General features: G+C 53.4%; 13 protein-coding genes. 5 read left to right on the forward strand and 8 right to left on the reverse strand.

The window, feature by feature from the left end; all coding sequences use genetic code 11:
* Positions 1–26: 26 nt before the first annotated feature.
* Positions 27–845 carry an undecaprenyl-diphosphate phosphatase gene (bacA, locus tag NAL19_RS17120; protein ID WP_225085644.1) on the reverse strand — a complete coding sequence of 273 codons (819 nt, stop codon included), beginning with the start codon at positions 843–845 and terminating at the stop codon, positions 27–29.
* A 145-nt stretch (positions 846–990) separates the two neighbouring features.
* Positions 991–1,344 carry a bifunctional dihydroneopterin aldolase/7,8-dihydroneopterin epimerase gene (gene folB, locus NAL19_RS17125; protein WP_039293439.1) on the reverse strand — a complete coding sequence of 118 codons (354 nt, stop codon included), beginning with the start codon at positions 1,342–1,344 and terminating at the stop codon, positions 991–993.
* 107 nt (positions 1,345–1,451) lie between these two features.
* On the opposite strand from folB, the gene plsY reads away from it, so the two are divergent.
* Positions 1,452–2,087, forward strand: coding sequence for a glycerol-3-phosphate 1-O-acyltransferase PlsY (gene plsY / locus NAL19_RS17130; RefSeq protein WP_263057970.1), 636 nt, complete (start codon positions 1,452–1,454; stop codon positions 2,085–2,087).
* 306 nt (positions 2,088–2,393) lie between these two features.
* On the opposite strand, the gene NAL19_RS17135 is transcribed toward plsY, so the two are convergent.
* Positions 2,394–3,980 carry a methyl-accepting chemotaxis protein gene (locus NAL19_RS17135; protein WP_263057971.1) on the reverse strand — a complete coding sequence of 529 codons (1,587 nt, stop codon included), beginning with the start codon at positions 3,978–3,980 and terminating at the stop codon, positions 2,394–2,396.
* Between the two features lie 248 nt (positions 3,981–4,228).
* Here NAL19_RS17135 and ppa point away from each other — a divergent pair, with 248 nt between their 5' ends.
* The gene (gene ppa, locus NAL19_RS17140; RefSeq protein WP_263057972.1) at positions 4,229–4,759 is read left to right on the forward strand and encodes an inorganic diphosphatase; all 531 of its coding nucleotides are present in this window, start codon (positions 4,229–4,231) and stop codon (positions 4,757–4,759) included.
* 111 nt (positions 4,760–4,870) lie between these two features.
* Here ppa and NAL19_RS17145 read toward each other — a convergent pair whose 3' ends face one another.
* From NAL19_RS17145 to NAL19_RS17155, 3 genes are read right to left on the reverse strand one after another with little or no spacing between them, the layout of a single operon-like run.
* The gene (locus NAL19_RS17145; protein WP_225085647.1) at positions 4,871–5,224 is read right to left on the reverse strand and encodes a gamma-glutamylcyclotransferase; all 354 of its coding nucleotides are present in this window, start codon (positions 5,222–5,224) and stop codon (positions 4,871–4,873) included.
* 2 nt (positions 5,225–5,226) lie between these two features.
* The gene (locus NAL19_RS17150) at positions 5,227–9,282 is read right to left on the reverse strand and encodes a translocation/assembly module TamB domain-containing protein (protein WP_263057973.1); all 4,056 of its coding nucleotides are present in this window, start codon (positions 9,280–9,282) and stop codon (positions 5,227–5,229) included.
* Positions 9,279–10,994, reverse strand: coding sequence for an autotransporter assembly complex protein TamA (locus NAL19_RS17155; RefSeq protein ID WP_263057974.1), 1,716 nt, complete (start codon positions 10,992–10,994; stop codon positions 9,279–9,281). The genes NAL19_RS17150 and NAL19_RS17155 overlap by 4 nt, the downstream gene beginning before the upstream one ends.
* A 509-nt stretch (positions 10,995–11,503) precedes the next feature.
* Here NAL19_RS17155 and msrA point away from each other — a divergent pair.
* Entirely contained in the window at positions 11,504–12,142 is a 639-nt protein-coding gene (msrA, locus tag NAL19_RS17160; protein WP_263059741.1) for a peptide-methionine (S)-S-oxide reductase MsrA, read from the forward strand.
* Between the two features lie 276 nt (positions 12,143–12,418).
* Complete coding sequence (locus NAL19_RS17165; RefSeq protein ID WP_225088215.1) at positions 12,419–13,744, forward strand: hemolysin family protein; 1,326 nt, start codon at positions 12,419–12,421, stop codon at positions 13,742–13,744.
* Between the two features lie 76 nt (positions 13,745–13,820).
* Here the strand turns inward: NAL19_RS17165 and NAL19_RS17170 are convergent, their stop codons facing one another.
* Positions 13,821–14,027, reverse strand: a complete 207-nt coding sequence (locus NAL19_RS17170) for a DUF1107 domain-containing protein (protein ID WP_005974755.1) — start codon at positions 14,025–14,027, stop codon at positions 13,821–13,823.
* A gap of 361 nt (positions 14,028–14,388) precedes the next feature.
* Here NAL19_RS17170 and NAL19_RS17175 point away from each other — a divergent pair, with 361 nt between their 5' ends.
* Complete coding sequence (locus NAL19_RS17175; protein WP_225085651.1) at positions 14,389–14,967, forward strand: YtfJ family protein; 579 nt, start codon at positions 14,389–14,391, stop codon at positions 14,965–14,967.
* A gap of 21 nt (positions 14,968–14,988) precedes the next feature.
* Here NAL19_RS17175 and cysQ read toward each other — a convergent pair whose 3' ends face one another.
* Positions 14,989–15,729, reverse strand: a complete 741-nt coding sequence (gene cysQ / locus NAL19_RS17180; protein ID WP_225085652.1) for a 3'(2'),5'-bisphosphate nucleotidase CysQ — start codon at positions 15,727–15,729, stop codon at positions 14,989–14,991.
* Between the last annotated feature and the right edge of the window lie 71 nt (positions 15,730–15,800).

Here is a 15,800-nt window from a genome sequence, read left to right on the forward strand (position 1 = left end):
TCTAACGACTACCGACACGATCGGTCTTACATAAACACCATGTAAACGACGCCCGCGACGATAAAACGGTAAATCGCAAACGGGACAAACGAGATGCGTTTGATGACTTTCAGGAAGGTTTTAATCGCAATCAGCGCCACGATAAACGCCGTCACAAAACCAACGGCAAACATCGGTACATCGGACAGCGACAGGAAATGCCAGCTTTTATACAGATCCAGAACGGTCGCGCCCATCATCATGGGAACCGCCAGAATAAAAGAGAATTCGGAAGCCGCATAGCGGCTGACGCCCACCAGCATCCCGCCGGAAATGGTCGCCCCCGAACGTGAAAAACCGGGCCACAGCGCCAGACATTGAAAACAGCCAATCATAAATGCCTGACGATGCGTGATGTCATCCAGCCCGACGGCGCGCGGCTTTTTAGGCTTAAGCCATTCCGCCGCTAACAGCAGAAAACCACCGATAACCAGCGCATACATCACGTTCTGTGGGTAAAACAACGATTTGATCACGTCATGGAAAATCAGCCCAAGCACCACAGCGGGAATCATAGCCAGCAAGATGTGCGTCAATTTCAGACGACCCGCCGTATGCCCCTCATGCGGGACTTCACCGAAGTGAATACCAATCAAACCAAAGAGACGGCGCCAGAACATCACGACAACGGCCAGAATCGAGCCAAGCTGAATAATCACTTCAAACGTCTTGGCTTTCTCATCAACAAACCCTAACCAGTGACCAACAATAATCATATGCCCCGTAGACGATACGGGCAAAAACTCGGTCAGTCCTTCGACCACGCCAAGAATAAATGCGATTAGCAATGAATGCAGGTCAGTCATCTAAAAATCCTTGCCTTTAATAAAACGAAAATTCAGCCCATAAAAAAGCGGCCGCGTACTTTCGCGAGCCGCTATAACTGGGGTATAGACTATTTGGGTTACGATTTAGTTGCACGTAAATCAGTATTTTTCTGTTAAATAAGATTTATCGTGCGCCACGTTCAATAATGACCCCAACCTGACGCGCCTGCGCCACCGCCCCCGGCTTGCTGAGCTTGATCCGCAGCCAGGGAATAGAGAAGCGCTGCATCAGCATGTGTGCGACTTCTTCAGCGACACGCTCTACCAGAGCAAAGCGCTGATTTGCCACATGGGCAATCACCGCATCGCTGACATCAGCATAGCTCAGGCAGTCATTCACATCGTCACTGGCGGCGGCCTGACGGTTGTCCCAGCCCATTTCGATATCGAACACCAGTTTCTGCTGGATAGTCTGTTCCCAATCGTAAACACCGATGGTGGTGATTACAGTAAGTTCTTCAATAAATACGATATCCATCACGCCATTCTCTGTTTTTGTCGCTGTCGGATACCACTTCCGACGGAATGTGCGTATTATCCACAGATGAGAAGAGTAAAACGACCCTTATTAAACGGAATGGCGTTATGAGTGTTACCGCGCTTGGTATGATGTTAATCGCGTATCTGTGTGGCTCTATTTCCAGTGCGATTTTGTTTTGCAGAATTGCTGGGCTACCTGACCCGCGTCAGCATGGTTCCGGGAACCCCGGAGCCACTAACGTATTGCGTATTGGCGGCAAGGCTGCCGCTGCAACCGTATTAGTTTTTGATGTCCTGAAAGGCATGCTGCCAGTCTGGGCCGCTTACGCACTGGGCGTTCCCCCGCTCTATCTTGGGTTAACCGCCATCGCTGCCTGTCTCGGCCATATCTATCCGGTCTTTTTCCACTTTCGCGGCGGCAAAGGTGTGGCGACGGCTTTTGGTGCCATCGCACCAATCGGCTGGGATCTGACGGGACTGATGACTGGCACCTGGCTACTCACCGTCCTGCTGAGCGGTTATTCCTCACTCGGCGCCATCGTCAGTGCGCTCATCGCACCGTTTTATGTTTGGTGGTTCAAGCCACAGTTTACTTTTCCCGTCGCGATGCTCTCTTGTCTGATCCTGATGCGTCACCACGACAATATCCAGCGCCTATGGCGCGGACAGGAAAATAAAATCTGGAACAAGCTGCGTAAGAAGAAACAGCCAGAAGACGAACAAACGCCCCCCGAAGCATAAGGCAAAAAAATTCCCGTTTTCACGGGAATTTTTTTATGAAAGATCCCCCTAAATAATTCGAGTTGCGTGACAAAACGTGAGCGTTTTGAACAACGCTCTGCGTTGGTCCTTTAGGACAAGGCCGCATGGCCTTGTAACGCGGCGACGCAGTGAATCCCCAGGAGCTTACACAAGTAAGTGACTGGGGTGAGCGAGGACAAATCGGCTTAGCCGATTTGAACGCCGCTTGCGGCGGCCCTTCAGGGCGAGGCTCAAGATGGGCCGAGTATCGCCAACGCACATGCAGCTTGAAGTATGAAGGGGGAATTAGAATCGGCCGATAGCGGCAAGCTCCTGCGACTGCACTTTAAACTGCGCCATGCTTTCTGCCAGCAGACGCGCCTGATCTTCTAACGAGCGCGTGGCCGCGGCGGATTCTTCGACCAGAGACGCATTTTGCTGGGCGACCTCATCCATCTGCGACACCGCCAGATTCACCTGCCCAATCCCATTGCTCTGCTCACGCGTTGCCGTTGAGATCTCACGCATCAGGGACGTGACGCGTGCCACGGCGCCAGAAACGTCATTCATCGTTTCGCCCGCCATTTTTGCCATCGCGGTGCCTTCACTGACACGGCTCTGCGATTCTTCCATCAGCATTTTAATCTCTTTAGCCGACTGGGCACTGCGCTGCGCCAGATTGCGGACTTCTCCCGCGACCACGGCAAACCCACGCCCCTGCTCACCCGCACGTGCGGCTTCAACCGCTGCGTTCAGCGCCAGAATATTGGTCTGGAACGCAATACCGTCAATCACCGCCAGAATATCGGCAATACGCTCCGAACTGCTGGAAATCATCTGCATTTTCTCAATCATGCTGCCGACGGTCTCGCTGCCCTTATTAGCGATATCCGACACATTTTGCGCCAGCGTATGCGCTTGTTCCGCACTCTCCGCATTCAGCGCTACCGTGGCAGTCAACTGCTCCATACTGGCGGCGGTTTCTTCCAGCGATGAAGCAGACTCTTCCGTGCGCGCAGCCAGATGGGTATTGCCAGAAGACAGTTCACGCGTGCCGACATCAATTTGCATACCGGCATCGCGAACGCGCCCAACGGCGGTTGCCAGTGAAGACTGCATTACCTGCATCGCCTGAATCAGGCGGCCTATTTCATTATTCCCACCCTCGGCGATGCGCTGGGTCAAATCGCCACGGGCAATAAATTCCAATTGGGCGACCGTTTCTTCAAGCGGAGAAAGGATAGAACGCTTCAGCGCAATCCAGGCAGCCAATACCAGCAGCAGAACGACGACACAGGCAACACCAATGATCGTCAGGCGCTCAAACGCAAAGTTCTCGGCGTCTGTCAGCATAGTTTCTCCCACTTCCAGGCCGAAGTCGCGGAATTCGTTCGCCACCTTATCCATCTTAACGCTGAGCGGCGGCAGTACGTCTTGCAACAGCACGTAATAGGCTGCAACATCGCCGCGTTTCAACGCATCGACCATCGGCTGAACGCCAAGGCTCATGTACTGCTCGTAGCTACTTTTCACCTCAGCCGCCATTCTGGCGCCGCGCTCCGTTACGGTGCCGTAAGAAAGAAAACGCGCCATTTCTTTTTGGGAGAGCGCCGTGTAGGCTTCCGCTCGCGCGACCGATGCATTTGCGAGATCGGTCAACCCGCTTTCCATCTGACGAGCGGCCAACGCCGCGCCCGTTCTTGCACGCAGCGAGGCGGTATAACTCCCCGCCAGCGCCGTGACTTCTTTCCCCTGAATCTTGTCGATTGTCGTCAGCGACGTGACTCCCTGATTGATTGAGGTGATGCCAATTCCGCAGACCAGCAATAACAGCAGGACCATCGTGCCTAACAAAGCAATCAAGCTCGTCTTGATTGTGATATTTCTTAACATCGTTGTTTCCCTGGAATTACAAATGATAAATAAATGCGGAGAAATGCTCCACATAACGTGATCTTGATCATGTTCCTATCGGTAGCAAGCCTGCTTTCTTTAAAGAAACTTTAGTAACGAAAGTATTTTTACTTAAACGACCAACGCGAGCGCACTCCCCCTCACGCACACTAAAAATCAGGGACATTAAACGCTTTTTGGCTATAATGACGGCCACGCTATTTCAGGTTTAAGAGAAGGAAACCGACATGAGTCTGAACAATGTCCCGGCGGGTAAAGATCTGCCGGAAGATATCTATGTAGTGATTGAAATTCCCGCGAACGCCGATCCGATCAAATATGAAATTGATAAAGATACCGGTGCGCTGTTTGTAGACCGTTTCATGTCTACAGCGATGTTCTACCCATGCAACTACGGCTACATCAACCACACGCTGTCTCTGGATGGCGACCCGGTTGACGTTCTGGTGCCAACCCCGTATCCACTACAGCCAGGCTCCGTGATCCGTTGCCGTCCTGTTGGCGTGCTGAAAATGACTGACGAAGCAGGCGAAGATGCCAAGCTGGTTGCCGTTCCGCACAGCAAACTGACGAAAGAATACGATCACATTAAAGACGTTAACGACCTGCCTGAGCTGCTGCGTGCACAGATCGGCCACTTCTTTGAGCACTACAAAGATCTGGAAAAAGGCAAGTGGGTGAAAGTGGAAGGTTGGGATAACGCTGACGCGGCAAAAGCCGAGATCGTTGCTTCCTTCGAGCGCGCGAAAAACAAATAAGCGCCACGCGATATGCATTAAGCCCCTTACGGCTCAAGATATCGCACGATCAAAAACACCGCCTTGCGCGGTGTTTTTATTTATGCCCCTGACTTGATTGGCTATTCGACCTCAAGCCTCATCTTCTTCGTTACGCTTTAGCCAGTCACCGCTGGCTATACGCGTCAATCCTGCAACAGAGTGTTTGTACAAATAGATCCAGGCACTGCCCAGAGGGGTGGAAATCAGCTCACGTTGGTATTCGTGACCGTCCCGCTTTAAGGCATCCAGTTCCGTCAATATCGACGAACTAATGCGATAAACCTCACAATGGATTTCGCCATCACCAGGTACTACTGCCGGATAATGGCCGAGATCGTACAGCTCGAAACCTGCGAGCTGACAATCCCCTAGCCATTGCGCATTGGTCATCCAATGACTATTTCCCTGTTTGCGTCGTAAACTGCCGTAAACAATAATTCGCATCGCTAAAACTCAAACTGATAGAGCACATCTAATGCCTGGCTAATTCCAGACACCGCTTCCAAGTATAGCTTTGGCATCAGGCGGTAACGCAGCGTTAACGTTGCCAAAGAATCGAATATGCCAACACCATATTTCACTTGCAGACCCGGAAGGACGTAGCCGCTGACGACAACCTGAGAATTATCGCCAACACCCTGTGTATCCAGAGCTAAATTACTTACGCCAAAGGCCTCGCCGATTTTACCCACAACTTGACCACTTTGTGCAACCCCTAAACCGACTAACATTGAGGTCATTGCCGAGCTATCGGCTCCACCGCTGTCCAAACCTTGTCCACGCAGCAGATAAGAGAGCGCTTCCTGCTGCGACATGGCCGGATCGGAGAAGACTTCCAGCTTCGGTGTGGCGGCCATGCCGGTGACGCGCACACCAGCGGTAACGTCATCAGCAGTATTGTCTGGGTTACGAATGGCCTCTATATTCAGGATCGGCTGATCCGGCGGGCCAGAGAACAGAATCAGCCCTTTACGGACGATCAAATCCTGTCCGTAGGCTTTGAAGCGGCCAGACGGAATATCGATTTGCCCGTTCAGCCCTAATCCGCGCTCGTCCTGAACCATTTTCAGGTCGCCCTGTAGGCGGGCAGCCAGCCCGAACGCATCCAGCCGCACATCATTCCCGACACGGATGGTGAGATTGCTGTTAATCGGAATTGCCGCACTGGCTTTCTTCAGCGGCTGTCCCTGCGCATCCAGCATCACTTCATCCGATGACACCGCCACCGCGCTTTCCGGCATATCTTTCACCACAATACGCGCCCACGGAATACTGACTGAGCCGTTTAACGCAAACAGCTGTGGCGTGGCTTCGAAAACAATGTCCGGTGAGACGTCCAGCCGCGCCATAGGCGGAATCGTCACGCGTAGCTTCTGGCCTTTCGCTGCGATCCGCGCACGCCAGGCGTCCGGTCGCGACCAGTCGGCATTCCCGCCGAGGTTCAACTGCCCGTTATCTGTTTTCAGGAAGCCTTGCAGCGTTGACGACATCCCGCTGAAGTTCACCGCCAACCGCCCGTTGGTCAGATCAACCGGCATCCAGTTGCCATCAATATCCAGCCGTTCCAGCACCATCTGGCCGAAGATCTGAGGGCGCGCCGCATCCCCTGCCAGACGCAGGTTCGCATTCAGTATCCCCGCCGCTTTCTCTCCTTTACTCAACGCAGGGTTGAGTAAAGCCAGTGAAATATTGCTGATCGTGACATTGCCGCCGAGATTGCGCCGACCCTGTGGATCACTTACCTGAATATCGCCGCTGAATCGCCCGTTATCCCGAATGGCCATCAGCCAGCCAAGCTGCGCCCGCCCGCGATCGATCCCCGCATTCAGCGTAAAGGTGTCGAAATCAATCGGCAGCGTGTTGCCCTGCAGCTGCTGACGAACGCTCACCCCGTTGCCCACCAGCGACACTTTCGCCTGCGGTAAGCCTTGTCCCGCCTGCCAACTGATATCGGTACCGCCAGTGAACGTTCCAGCCAGCACGGTATCCGCCGTCAGGAACGGCTTTAACATCGCGAGATCGAAGCGATTCAGTCGAATGCTCGCCTGCCCGCTCGGCCCGGCTTCAATCGCCTTAGGTACGCAAAGCTCTGCGTTCGGGTTCCTCCAACAGTGCGTGCCGATAGTGATTTTCTGCTGTGCATTCAGGTAATCCAGCGCCATATCCTGTGTCAGACGCCACTCTCCCACTGGCGTGTCGAAGCGGGTATTGTTCAGCGTACCGCGCCAGCGCTGTTCCCGACGATCGAAGCTGCCCGAAAGCGCCAACTGACCCGCGACCGGCTCACCCTGCATATTCAGCCGAAGCTGATGCTGTTTTTCATTGCCGCTGGCATCCAACGTCAACAGCGCAATATTCAGGTCGTCCTGCTTCAGTGCTTCGAGACGTACAGCCAGCTTGCCCTGAATTTGCTGTTCGGAGCGAACATCGCCCTCTACTCTCACCTGACGAATCGTCATCGCCTGCCAGCGCAGGCCGGAAGCGGTGATATCCGCCAGCATCTGAGGTTCACGCAGATTGCCGCGTAATTTGAGCGTACCGAGGGCACGCCCTGCCAGACCGGGTAACATGCCGTCCAGCGATGGCGCATTGATATCTGCATCCAATTGCCACTTGTCGCTCAGTTCGCCTTTGACGTTCAACTGGTTGCGGCCTAATGCCAGATTCAGCTCGGGTATTGTCCACTGACCCGCCGCGTTGCCGCGGAGTTCACCTCTGGCCGTGAGCTTATTCGCTTTTACGTTGCCATCCAGCCGTAGCTCCGGCACCTGTAATTGCCAGCTCCCGCCATAGACGCTACCGCGCGTCGTTATCTTGCCGTCTATTTTCGCGGGCCATTCAGGCCACTGTTTTGCAGTGTTAATCCCGTTCAGCAGCAGCTCACTGCGCCAGCTAATCGCTTTGCTCCAATCGATAAGCGCGCTTAGATCGGCATTCCCCTGCAACGCCGCCAACCGCAGACGGCTCAGCGTAAACTGCTGTTCGTTACCTTTGCCATCCAGCAGCAGCGTCGCGGGGGGAATATCCGCACCGCTCAGATCGCCGCGCAGCGACAGCGCATAGTCGGTCGCTTTGCCGTTAAACCGCAGCCTGACGTTACTGGCCTGATACTGCGTGGCGCCCGTCAGCGGCCAACGCACACGCTCGGTTTGCAGCGTCAATGCCAGCGGCAGCCCGGCTTCTGCCAGTTTGGTTTGCACATCCAACTGAGCGCGCTGCGGCCCCGAGAGGTTCAGCGCCACATTCAGCTGTTCGCGCAGGCCACCATCAACCGCCAGTTTTAGCGTTTCACCTTTGAGCGGTTCGACATTCAACACGCCGTTTGCCGTCAGAGAGACAGGCCAGCTCTCGCTGAGGGTTGCCTCACCGCGTACATTCAATCCACCCTGCGGCGATTGCACGATCAACTTATCCAACCGCAAATGCTGTTGCTGGGTCGATGCCTGCACGAACAGGTTATTAATCACAATGTCCTGATCGCCCGTCAGCCGCAGTTGCTCGCCGTGAATCTCGACAATGTTCAGATCCAGAGGCAACGTGAACTGCGGCAAATCAGGTAATAACGGTTTGGAGAACAGCTCGCTCAGGCGTTCCCCCAGCGGCTGTTCAGGGACTGTCGGCTTGTCAGCGGTGCTATCCGTTTGTGGCGACGACGCGGTCGGTATCGGTGATGTCGTTGTGGCGGCCGCGACCGTATTATTGGCCTCTAATGCTTTATCGATTTGCAGCGTGTGATCGATATGAACGGTTTGCGATGCGCCTTGCTCGGCGGCATCACGCACACTCTTCGCGGTTTCTTTAACGACAGATGCCATTTCCGCCGCCGTTACTTTGCCATCCTCCAGCACGTCAACGGGCGTTTTCGGCAAAGCCACCAGCAACGCGCTGATTTTGGTCGGTAGCAGCGTCAACGCACGCCCTTCCCACTGCATTCCGGTACGGAATTCGCTCAGTGAAATCGCCGTGTCATCCACGGTAACCTGAACGTTGCTAAGCGTTAACTGGCGCAGTGAAATCGGGAACGGTGCGGAGATCTCCGTTACCGGCGTCGAAGGCGGCGGTGTCGCTTCCGCCACGGGTAAGGCTTTGGTATCGACGATTACATCGACGCGGTTCGCCGAGAGATCGTTAATACACAACTGACTTTTGCGCAGGCAGCCCAGTGCGAGCGACAGGTGAAATTCCTCGCTCTTTACCGTCACACCCGGCATCTCGTAGCTGACATTTTTCAGCGTTAAATCACGCCAGCCGCCGCTCACGCTGGCAATATCCAACCCCGGCACCACGCGGGCGGCGGTATTCAGCAACAAATGCAGGCCCGGCGTGGTGCCCACCAACATCCCCAACCCAACCACGAGCAGCAGTAAGAATACCACAAGGCCAATACCGACCTTTTTCCACCCGCGCCCTTTTCGTGCAGGCCGCGTCGGCGCGTTATCGTGCGCGACGTTTTCTTCTGTCACCGGATCCTGTACTTTTTTTTCGTTTTTCTCATCCATCATAATTCAGGCCCCAGCGCGATATAGAACTGAACATCATTCTTCTTCTCTGCATCGCCGATCGGCATGGCGACATCAAGTTTCACTGGGCCAATCGGCGAGGCCCAGCGTACGCCGACGCCCGTGCCCGTCTTGAAGTTACTCCGTTTGATGTCATTCACTGCTTCACCTGAATCAACAAAAACCGCGCCCCACCATTTTCCCGTTACGTTGTATTGGTATTCGAGCGAGCCAGTCGCCAGCTTGGACGCACCGGTCAGTTTGCCATCGTCGTCGCGTGGCGAAATAGATTTGTACTTATACCCACGAATGCTGCGATCGCCACCGGCAAAGAAACGCAGTGAGGGAGGAACGCGGGAGAAATTGTTGGTCTCAATCCAGCCCAGATTACCGCGTGCGACAAAGCGGTGTTTATCCGCCAGCGTACGAATCCAGACGTTTTGTGCCTGAACCACAGCAAAATCGATATCCGACCCCCAGGAGGTGTCAGAGATGTCGATGGAATAACGCTGTGTATCGCCCCACACCGGCATCAATCCGCCGCGTTGGCGAGTTCGATTAATGCTGACACCCGGATAGATCAGCATCGTGGTATCCGTCACACTCGCCTGCGTAAAGTGGTCGAGACTCCAGCGCAGGTTAATCGCCCGTTGCCACCCGCTGGAAAGATCCCAGTAGCGTGCCACGTTCAACGTCGTGCCATCCGATTTAGTATCGTTAAGATCTTCACGTTTGAAGCCGCCTTGCAGCAGGTAATACTGCTCAAGCGGACTCTTCAGCAAGGGGATTTTGTAGCTAAAATCAAGCGATTGCTCCGGTGCGGACACGCTCAGGCTGCTTTCAAGACTGTGGCCGCGTGAATTCACCCAAGGCTTATTCCAGGTTGTTTTAAAACGCGGCCCCACATCGGTAGCGTACCCCACCCCGGTTTCGATACGGTTACGGGTTCGCGGTGTTACCACGGCTTCCAACGGCAGCACTTTGGTGCTTTTTGACTGGTCGAAATCAGGCGACACCACGACGGAATTAAACCATCCCGTCGCAGAAAGACGGCGGTTTAACTCACCGAGATCTTCACTGGTATACGCATCACCTTCATGAAACGGTACCAGATTTTGCAGATAATCCTCGCGGATTTGTGCGCCCTGAAAGTGTACGGCGCCAAAGCGGTAGCGTTCACCGCTATCAAAGTCGATATCCCAAAACGCCTCTCTCTCTTCCCGCATCACGCCAAGCTGACTTTGCTGGAAGCGGGCATCGAAATAGCCTTTGCGTAATGACAAACCGTTCAGCCCGCTTTTAAAACGATCGAAATCGCCGTGGTTCAGCACTGAACCGATTGCGGGGCGATCGTCTTTAACCAGTTGCTGGTAATCTTTATCGTCGTGCGCACCACCGCGCAAGGTGATGTTCACCCCGGCAATTTTTACCGGTTCACCGGGCGTGACGGTAGCAATCAGTACAGGCCGCCCGCCATTAACGGCAGGCCGGAATTCGAAACCGATCTGTGGATCGTAATAGCCAAGCGCGCGCAATCCCTGACGGATCGCTTCATCAACGCGTGAACGGAAACGCCCATCGGCATTGACCTCATCGACCGCGATGGTGGATAAACGTGCCCGCACATTCTTTTGTAGTTGCCCTTCCAGCCCCATGACTTGCAGGCGCACATTCGCCGCCTGGCTCTCCGGTGCCAACATAAGCAGCGCGCACATCAGGCCAAGAAACCGGTACCGTGGCGAACCACAGCCAGCAAAACTGTTTTTTTGTCCTGCTATGCTTTTTTGCCCGGTAACGCTTTTTTTTCCAATGAAACGGTTCTTTGAAGTGAAACGTCTTTTTGCAATGAAACGTTTGTCTGCAATGAAAATAGTCACTGAGCTCCCTGATAAATCGGTCTGTCGCCTAAAACCTCGTCGTCTAAAACCTATAGCATGGCTTTTGTCACTTCGCCCGCCGCGTTGACGGACGACGCTGTACGCTTACCTGGCAATCCGCCACGTAGCGCCGAAATTCCCTACTAATGTTCAATTATCTTAGTGATAAATACTAATTTTTTATCTTAAGAATAGATTTTCAACTACAAACATCAATATGCGGCATTACAGATAAACATTACCTTAACATTAAACCCCAGTAAGATATAAAGACAGGTCAATGCTTCTTGGTTATGCTTTCTATGAAAGCGGGTTATTTACCCAGTCTAGCTGGAGTTAACAACGTGATGAGTTCGATTGATAAAACGCAGCGGATTACACAATCCGATGCTTTACCGGGACGTTCCACCCCGATGCCAGTAGCCAGGCTTCATGTCGTTCATGAACATTCCATGACGCATGTGCCGGATCACATGTCCGTGGCAATTTTTGCGATGGGCTGTTTCTGGGGAGTAGAGCGCTTATTCTGGCAACAGCCAGGCATCTACAGCACCGCAGCAGGTTACACTGGCGGTTACACGCCCAACCCGACCTACCGTGAAGTGTGCAGCGGGCTGACCGATCATGCCGAAGCGGTGCGTATCGTTTTCGATCCAGCGGTTATCAGCTACGAACAATTGCTGCAACTGTTCTGGGAAAATCACGACCCCGCGCAGGGTATGCGTCAGGGCGGTGATATCGGCAGCCAATATCGCTCAGCTATCTATACGCTCTCCCCTGAGCAGGAACAGGCCGCACAGGACAGCCTTCAACGTTTTCAGCAAGCGATGAGAGAAAACGGTGACAGCCGCGCTATCAGCACAGAAATCGAGCCTGTGGGGCCGTTCTATTATGCGGAAGACGACCACCAGCAATACCTGCACAAGAACCCGAACGGCTACTGCGGGCTAGGCGGCATCAGCATCTGTCTTCCGCCTCCGCGTTGACCACTGGCGGTAAATTCACCGCTCCTGCTATAATGCCCCGCAACCGGGCAGATCGTTGCCCGGTTATAGACCTTCAATTATTGCTATTAATTTATACTCTAAATAATTCGAGTTGCGTGAAGGCGGCAAGGGAAGGAGTCCCGATGAGCTTACTCAAGTAAGTGATTCGGGTGACTGAGCGTAGCCAACGCACAAGCAGCTTGAAGTATGACGAGTATACTCACCTTTCTGAGGATCGCTGCGTCAATCTCGACGCATGCGAAAACGTTAAAAATGATGTTAAACAGTCTATTGCTGATTCTTTGTCTCATTGCCATCAGTGCATTTTTCTCGCTGTCCGAGATCTCGCTGGCGGCATCCCGTAAAATTAAACTCAAACTGATGGCCGACGAGGGAAACCTCAACGCCGATCTGGTGCTCAAATTCCAGGAGACACCGGGCATCTTCTTTACCGTGATTCAAATTGGCGTCAACGCCGTCGCAATTCTGGCCGGTATTATCGGCGATGCGGCATTTTCCCCGACGTTTTCCATTCTGTTTGAACGCTTCATGTCACCCGAAGCCGCAGATAAAGTCAGCTTCATTTGTTCATTCGTCCTCGTCACCAGTCTGTTTATCCTGTTTGGCGACCTCACCCCGAAACGCATTGGTATGATTGCGCCGGAAGCCGTCGCGGTCCGCATAATCAACCCCATGCGCTTCTGCCTGTTTCTCTTCCGTCCACTGGTGTGGATCTTTAACGGCCTGGCTAATGTTATTTTCCGCCTGCTCAAGCTGCCGATGGTGCGTAAAGATGACATCACGTCCGATGATATTTACGCCGTGGTGGAAGCGGGTGCATTGGCTGGCGTGCTGCGTAAGCAGGAACACGAACTGATCGAGAACGTATTTGAACTGGAATCCCGCACCGTGCCGTCTTCAATGACCTCACGCGAAAGCGTGGTTTATTTCGATCTGCGCGAGCAGGAAGACAGCATTAAGGAAAAGATCGCCCAGCAGCCGCATTCCAAGTTTCTGGTTTGCGATGGCACGATTGATCAGATCGTCGGCTACGTGGATTCCAAAGACCTGCTGATTCGGGTGTTGGGAAACCAGAGCCTGACGCTGAGTAGCGGCGTGCAGATTCGTCCAGCGCTGATCGTACCGGATACGCTGACGCTGTCCGAAGCGTTAGAAAGCTTTAAAACCGCGGGCGAAGACTTTGCGGTCATCCTGAACGAATATGCGCTGGTCGTCGGCATCATCACGCTTAACGACGTGATGACCACGCTGATGGGCGATCTCGTCGGTCAGGGAATGGAAGAACAGATTGTCGCGCGCGATGAGAATTCCTGGCTGGTTGAAGGCGGCACGCCAATAGAAGACGTGATGCGCGCGCTGAATATTGATGATTTCCCGCATTCCGGCAACTACGAAACCATCGGCGGCTTCATGATGTATACGCTGCGGAAAATCCCGAAACGGACCGATGCGGTGCGCTTCTCAGGCTATAAGTTTGAAGTGGTAGATATCGACAGCTACAAGATCGATCAGCTGTTGGTGACGCGTCTGGAAGACCGCCCGATTGTCTCATCAAGCGTGAAGATTGATAGCGACGATTAACCGCCAGAAGACATGCGTAACCCACCAGTCTTCATAACAAACCAAAACGGCCCGCTACGGGCCGTTTCTTTATCACTCATCCCATCTCAGCCTGAAGCCGGATGACCTGGCGATTCACTTCGGACATCACCAGAAGATGCTGCTTATCCTGTTTCTTTGGCAGTAGAATTTTGCCGTAGTCGAACTCAAAAGCACCAACCCCTTTTATGTACAGCCGCCCGCGAAACAGGGTTTTCACATATTTAGCGACTTTCAAAGGATTGTAACGTTCGAAAATCCTCATCGTTTTACTCTCCCGTTTTACTCTCCCGTTTTATTTTTCTACGCTCTCCCTTTCGCCAACATGACTGAGGTTCTGGAGCGCTAATGAGATAACGGATACTGCTAATTAGTACAGCAAAACGGTATTTAGTTCCCCACACCCCAGTATTCTTAACTGCTTTTACAGATTTTTACAGAACAGTGTTTAAGTAAACCCTTAGTCACCAGTATAAACCTTCAAAAATAAGGGTTTTGTGCACTCAGGCACAAACCGTTTTACTGCGAAGCAGGACAGACCAGTTTCCTGAATCTACGCTTATTCCATAGCCTGATCTTTTCCATCACTGACATCGCATCAGGTTCCCTACACAGAAGGACATACCATGATAAAAATACGCCACCTGCTCCTCGCTCTTGCTATCACGCCGCTGTTAGGGCTTGCCTCGCTTCCTGCCTCAGCCCATACGCTAGTGCTCAACCAATTGGTTCCTCCCGTCGGCGTCGCGGACAGAGGGGAACTTCAGTACCAGAATAATCAGTTTAGTTATAAAAACTGGAACAGCGCGCAATTGCCCGGAAAAGTACGGGTGATACAACATATCGCTGGCCGCACCTCCGCCAAAGAGATGAACGACCCGCTCATCTCCGCACTGAAGGCCGCTAACCTACCGCACGATTATTACCAAACGACGACAATCGTGAATACCGACGATGCCATTATCGGCACCAGCATGTTTGTGCGCAGTAGCCTTGAGGACAACAAGAAAGCCTTCCCGTGGTCGCAATTTATTGTCGATAGCAACGGTAACGTGCGGAAAACCTGGCAGCTACAGCCGCAAAGCTCAGCTATCGCCGTGCTGGATAAACAAGGGAAAGTCCGTTTCGTGAAGGATGGCGCACTGAATGGGCAGGAAGTGCAGCAGGTGATGTCCCTGCTGCGCCAGTTGCTGGAAGAGAAATAACAAACGAGAGCGTCTGGCAGGCTAAAATAAAGAGACGCGAAAGCCGGGGTTGAGGAAGGATTCACGCGGCGTATAGGATAACGGCTGTCCTTGCCAGTCGTGAATCTGTGCCCCGGCAGCCACCGCCACCGCGTGGCCCGCCGCCGTATCCCAAATGTTTGTCGGTCCGAAGCGCGGGTAAAGCTGTGCTTCGCCTTCCGCCACCAGACAAAATTTGAGCGATGACCCAATCGCCACCGTCTGGTGCTCGCCCAGTTGGTTGAGGTAGTCCTTTAATTCACGATCGGCATGAGAACGACTGACCACCACCAGCGGCGGGTGAGCCTGCTTCACCGTAATGTGCCGACGCTGGCCGTTCTCTTCTTTCCAGGCTTTACCTGCCGCCGCAGAATACATCACGCCCGTGACCGGTACATAAACCACACCCAGCACGGCTTGACCATGCTCGATCAGCGCAATATTCACCGTGAACTCACCATTGCGGCTGAGGAATTCTTTGGTGCCATCCAACGGATCAACCAGCCAATAGCGCTGCCAGTGCTGACGGATTTCCCATGTGGGCGGATCTTCTTCTGACAGCACGGGAATATCAGGGAACGCCGCGGTCAGCCCATCCTTAATGACCCGGTGCGCCGCCAGATCGGCGGCGGTCACTGGCGAATCATCGTTCTTATGCGCGACATCCACAGGATGTTGCCCTTCGTAAACCTGCATAATGGCAGTACCGGCATCGCGAGCCAGTTGGCAAACAGTTTCTAACATGATCAACCTCGTCGTTATCGGTTACGCGTAACGCAGACTTCATCTCTGTCATTCATTATACATCTGTGAGG

The organism is Pectobacterium sp. F1-1 (assembly GCF_025643735.1).
Taxonomy (GTDB): domain Bacteria; phylum Pseudomonadota; class Gammaproteobacteria; order Enterobacterales; family Enterobacteriaceae; genus Pectobacterium; species Pectobacterium colocasium.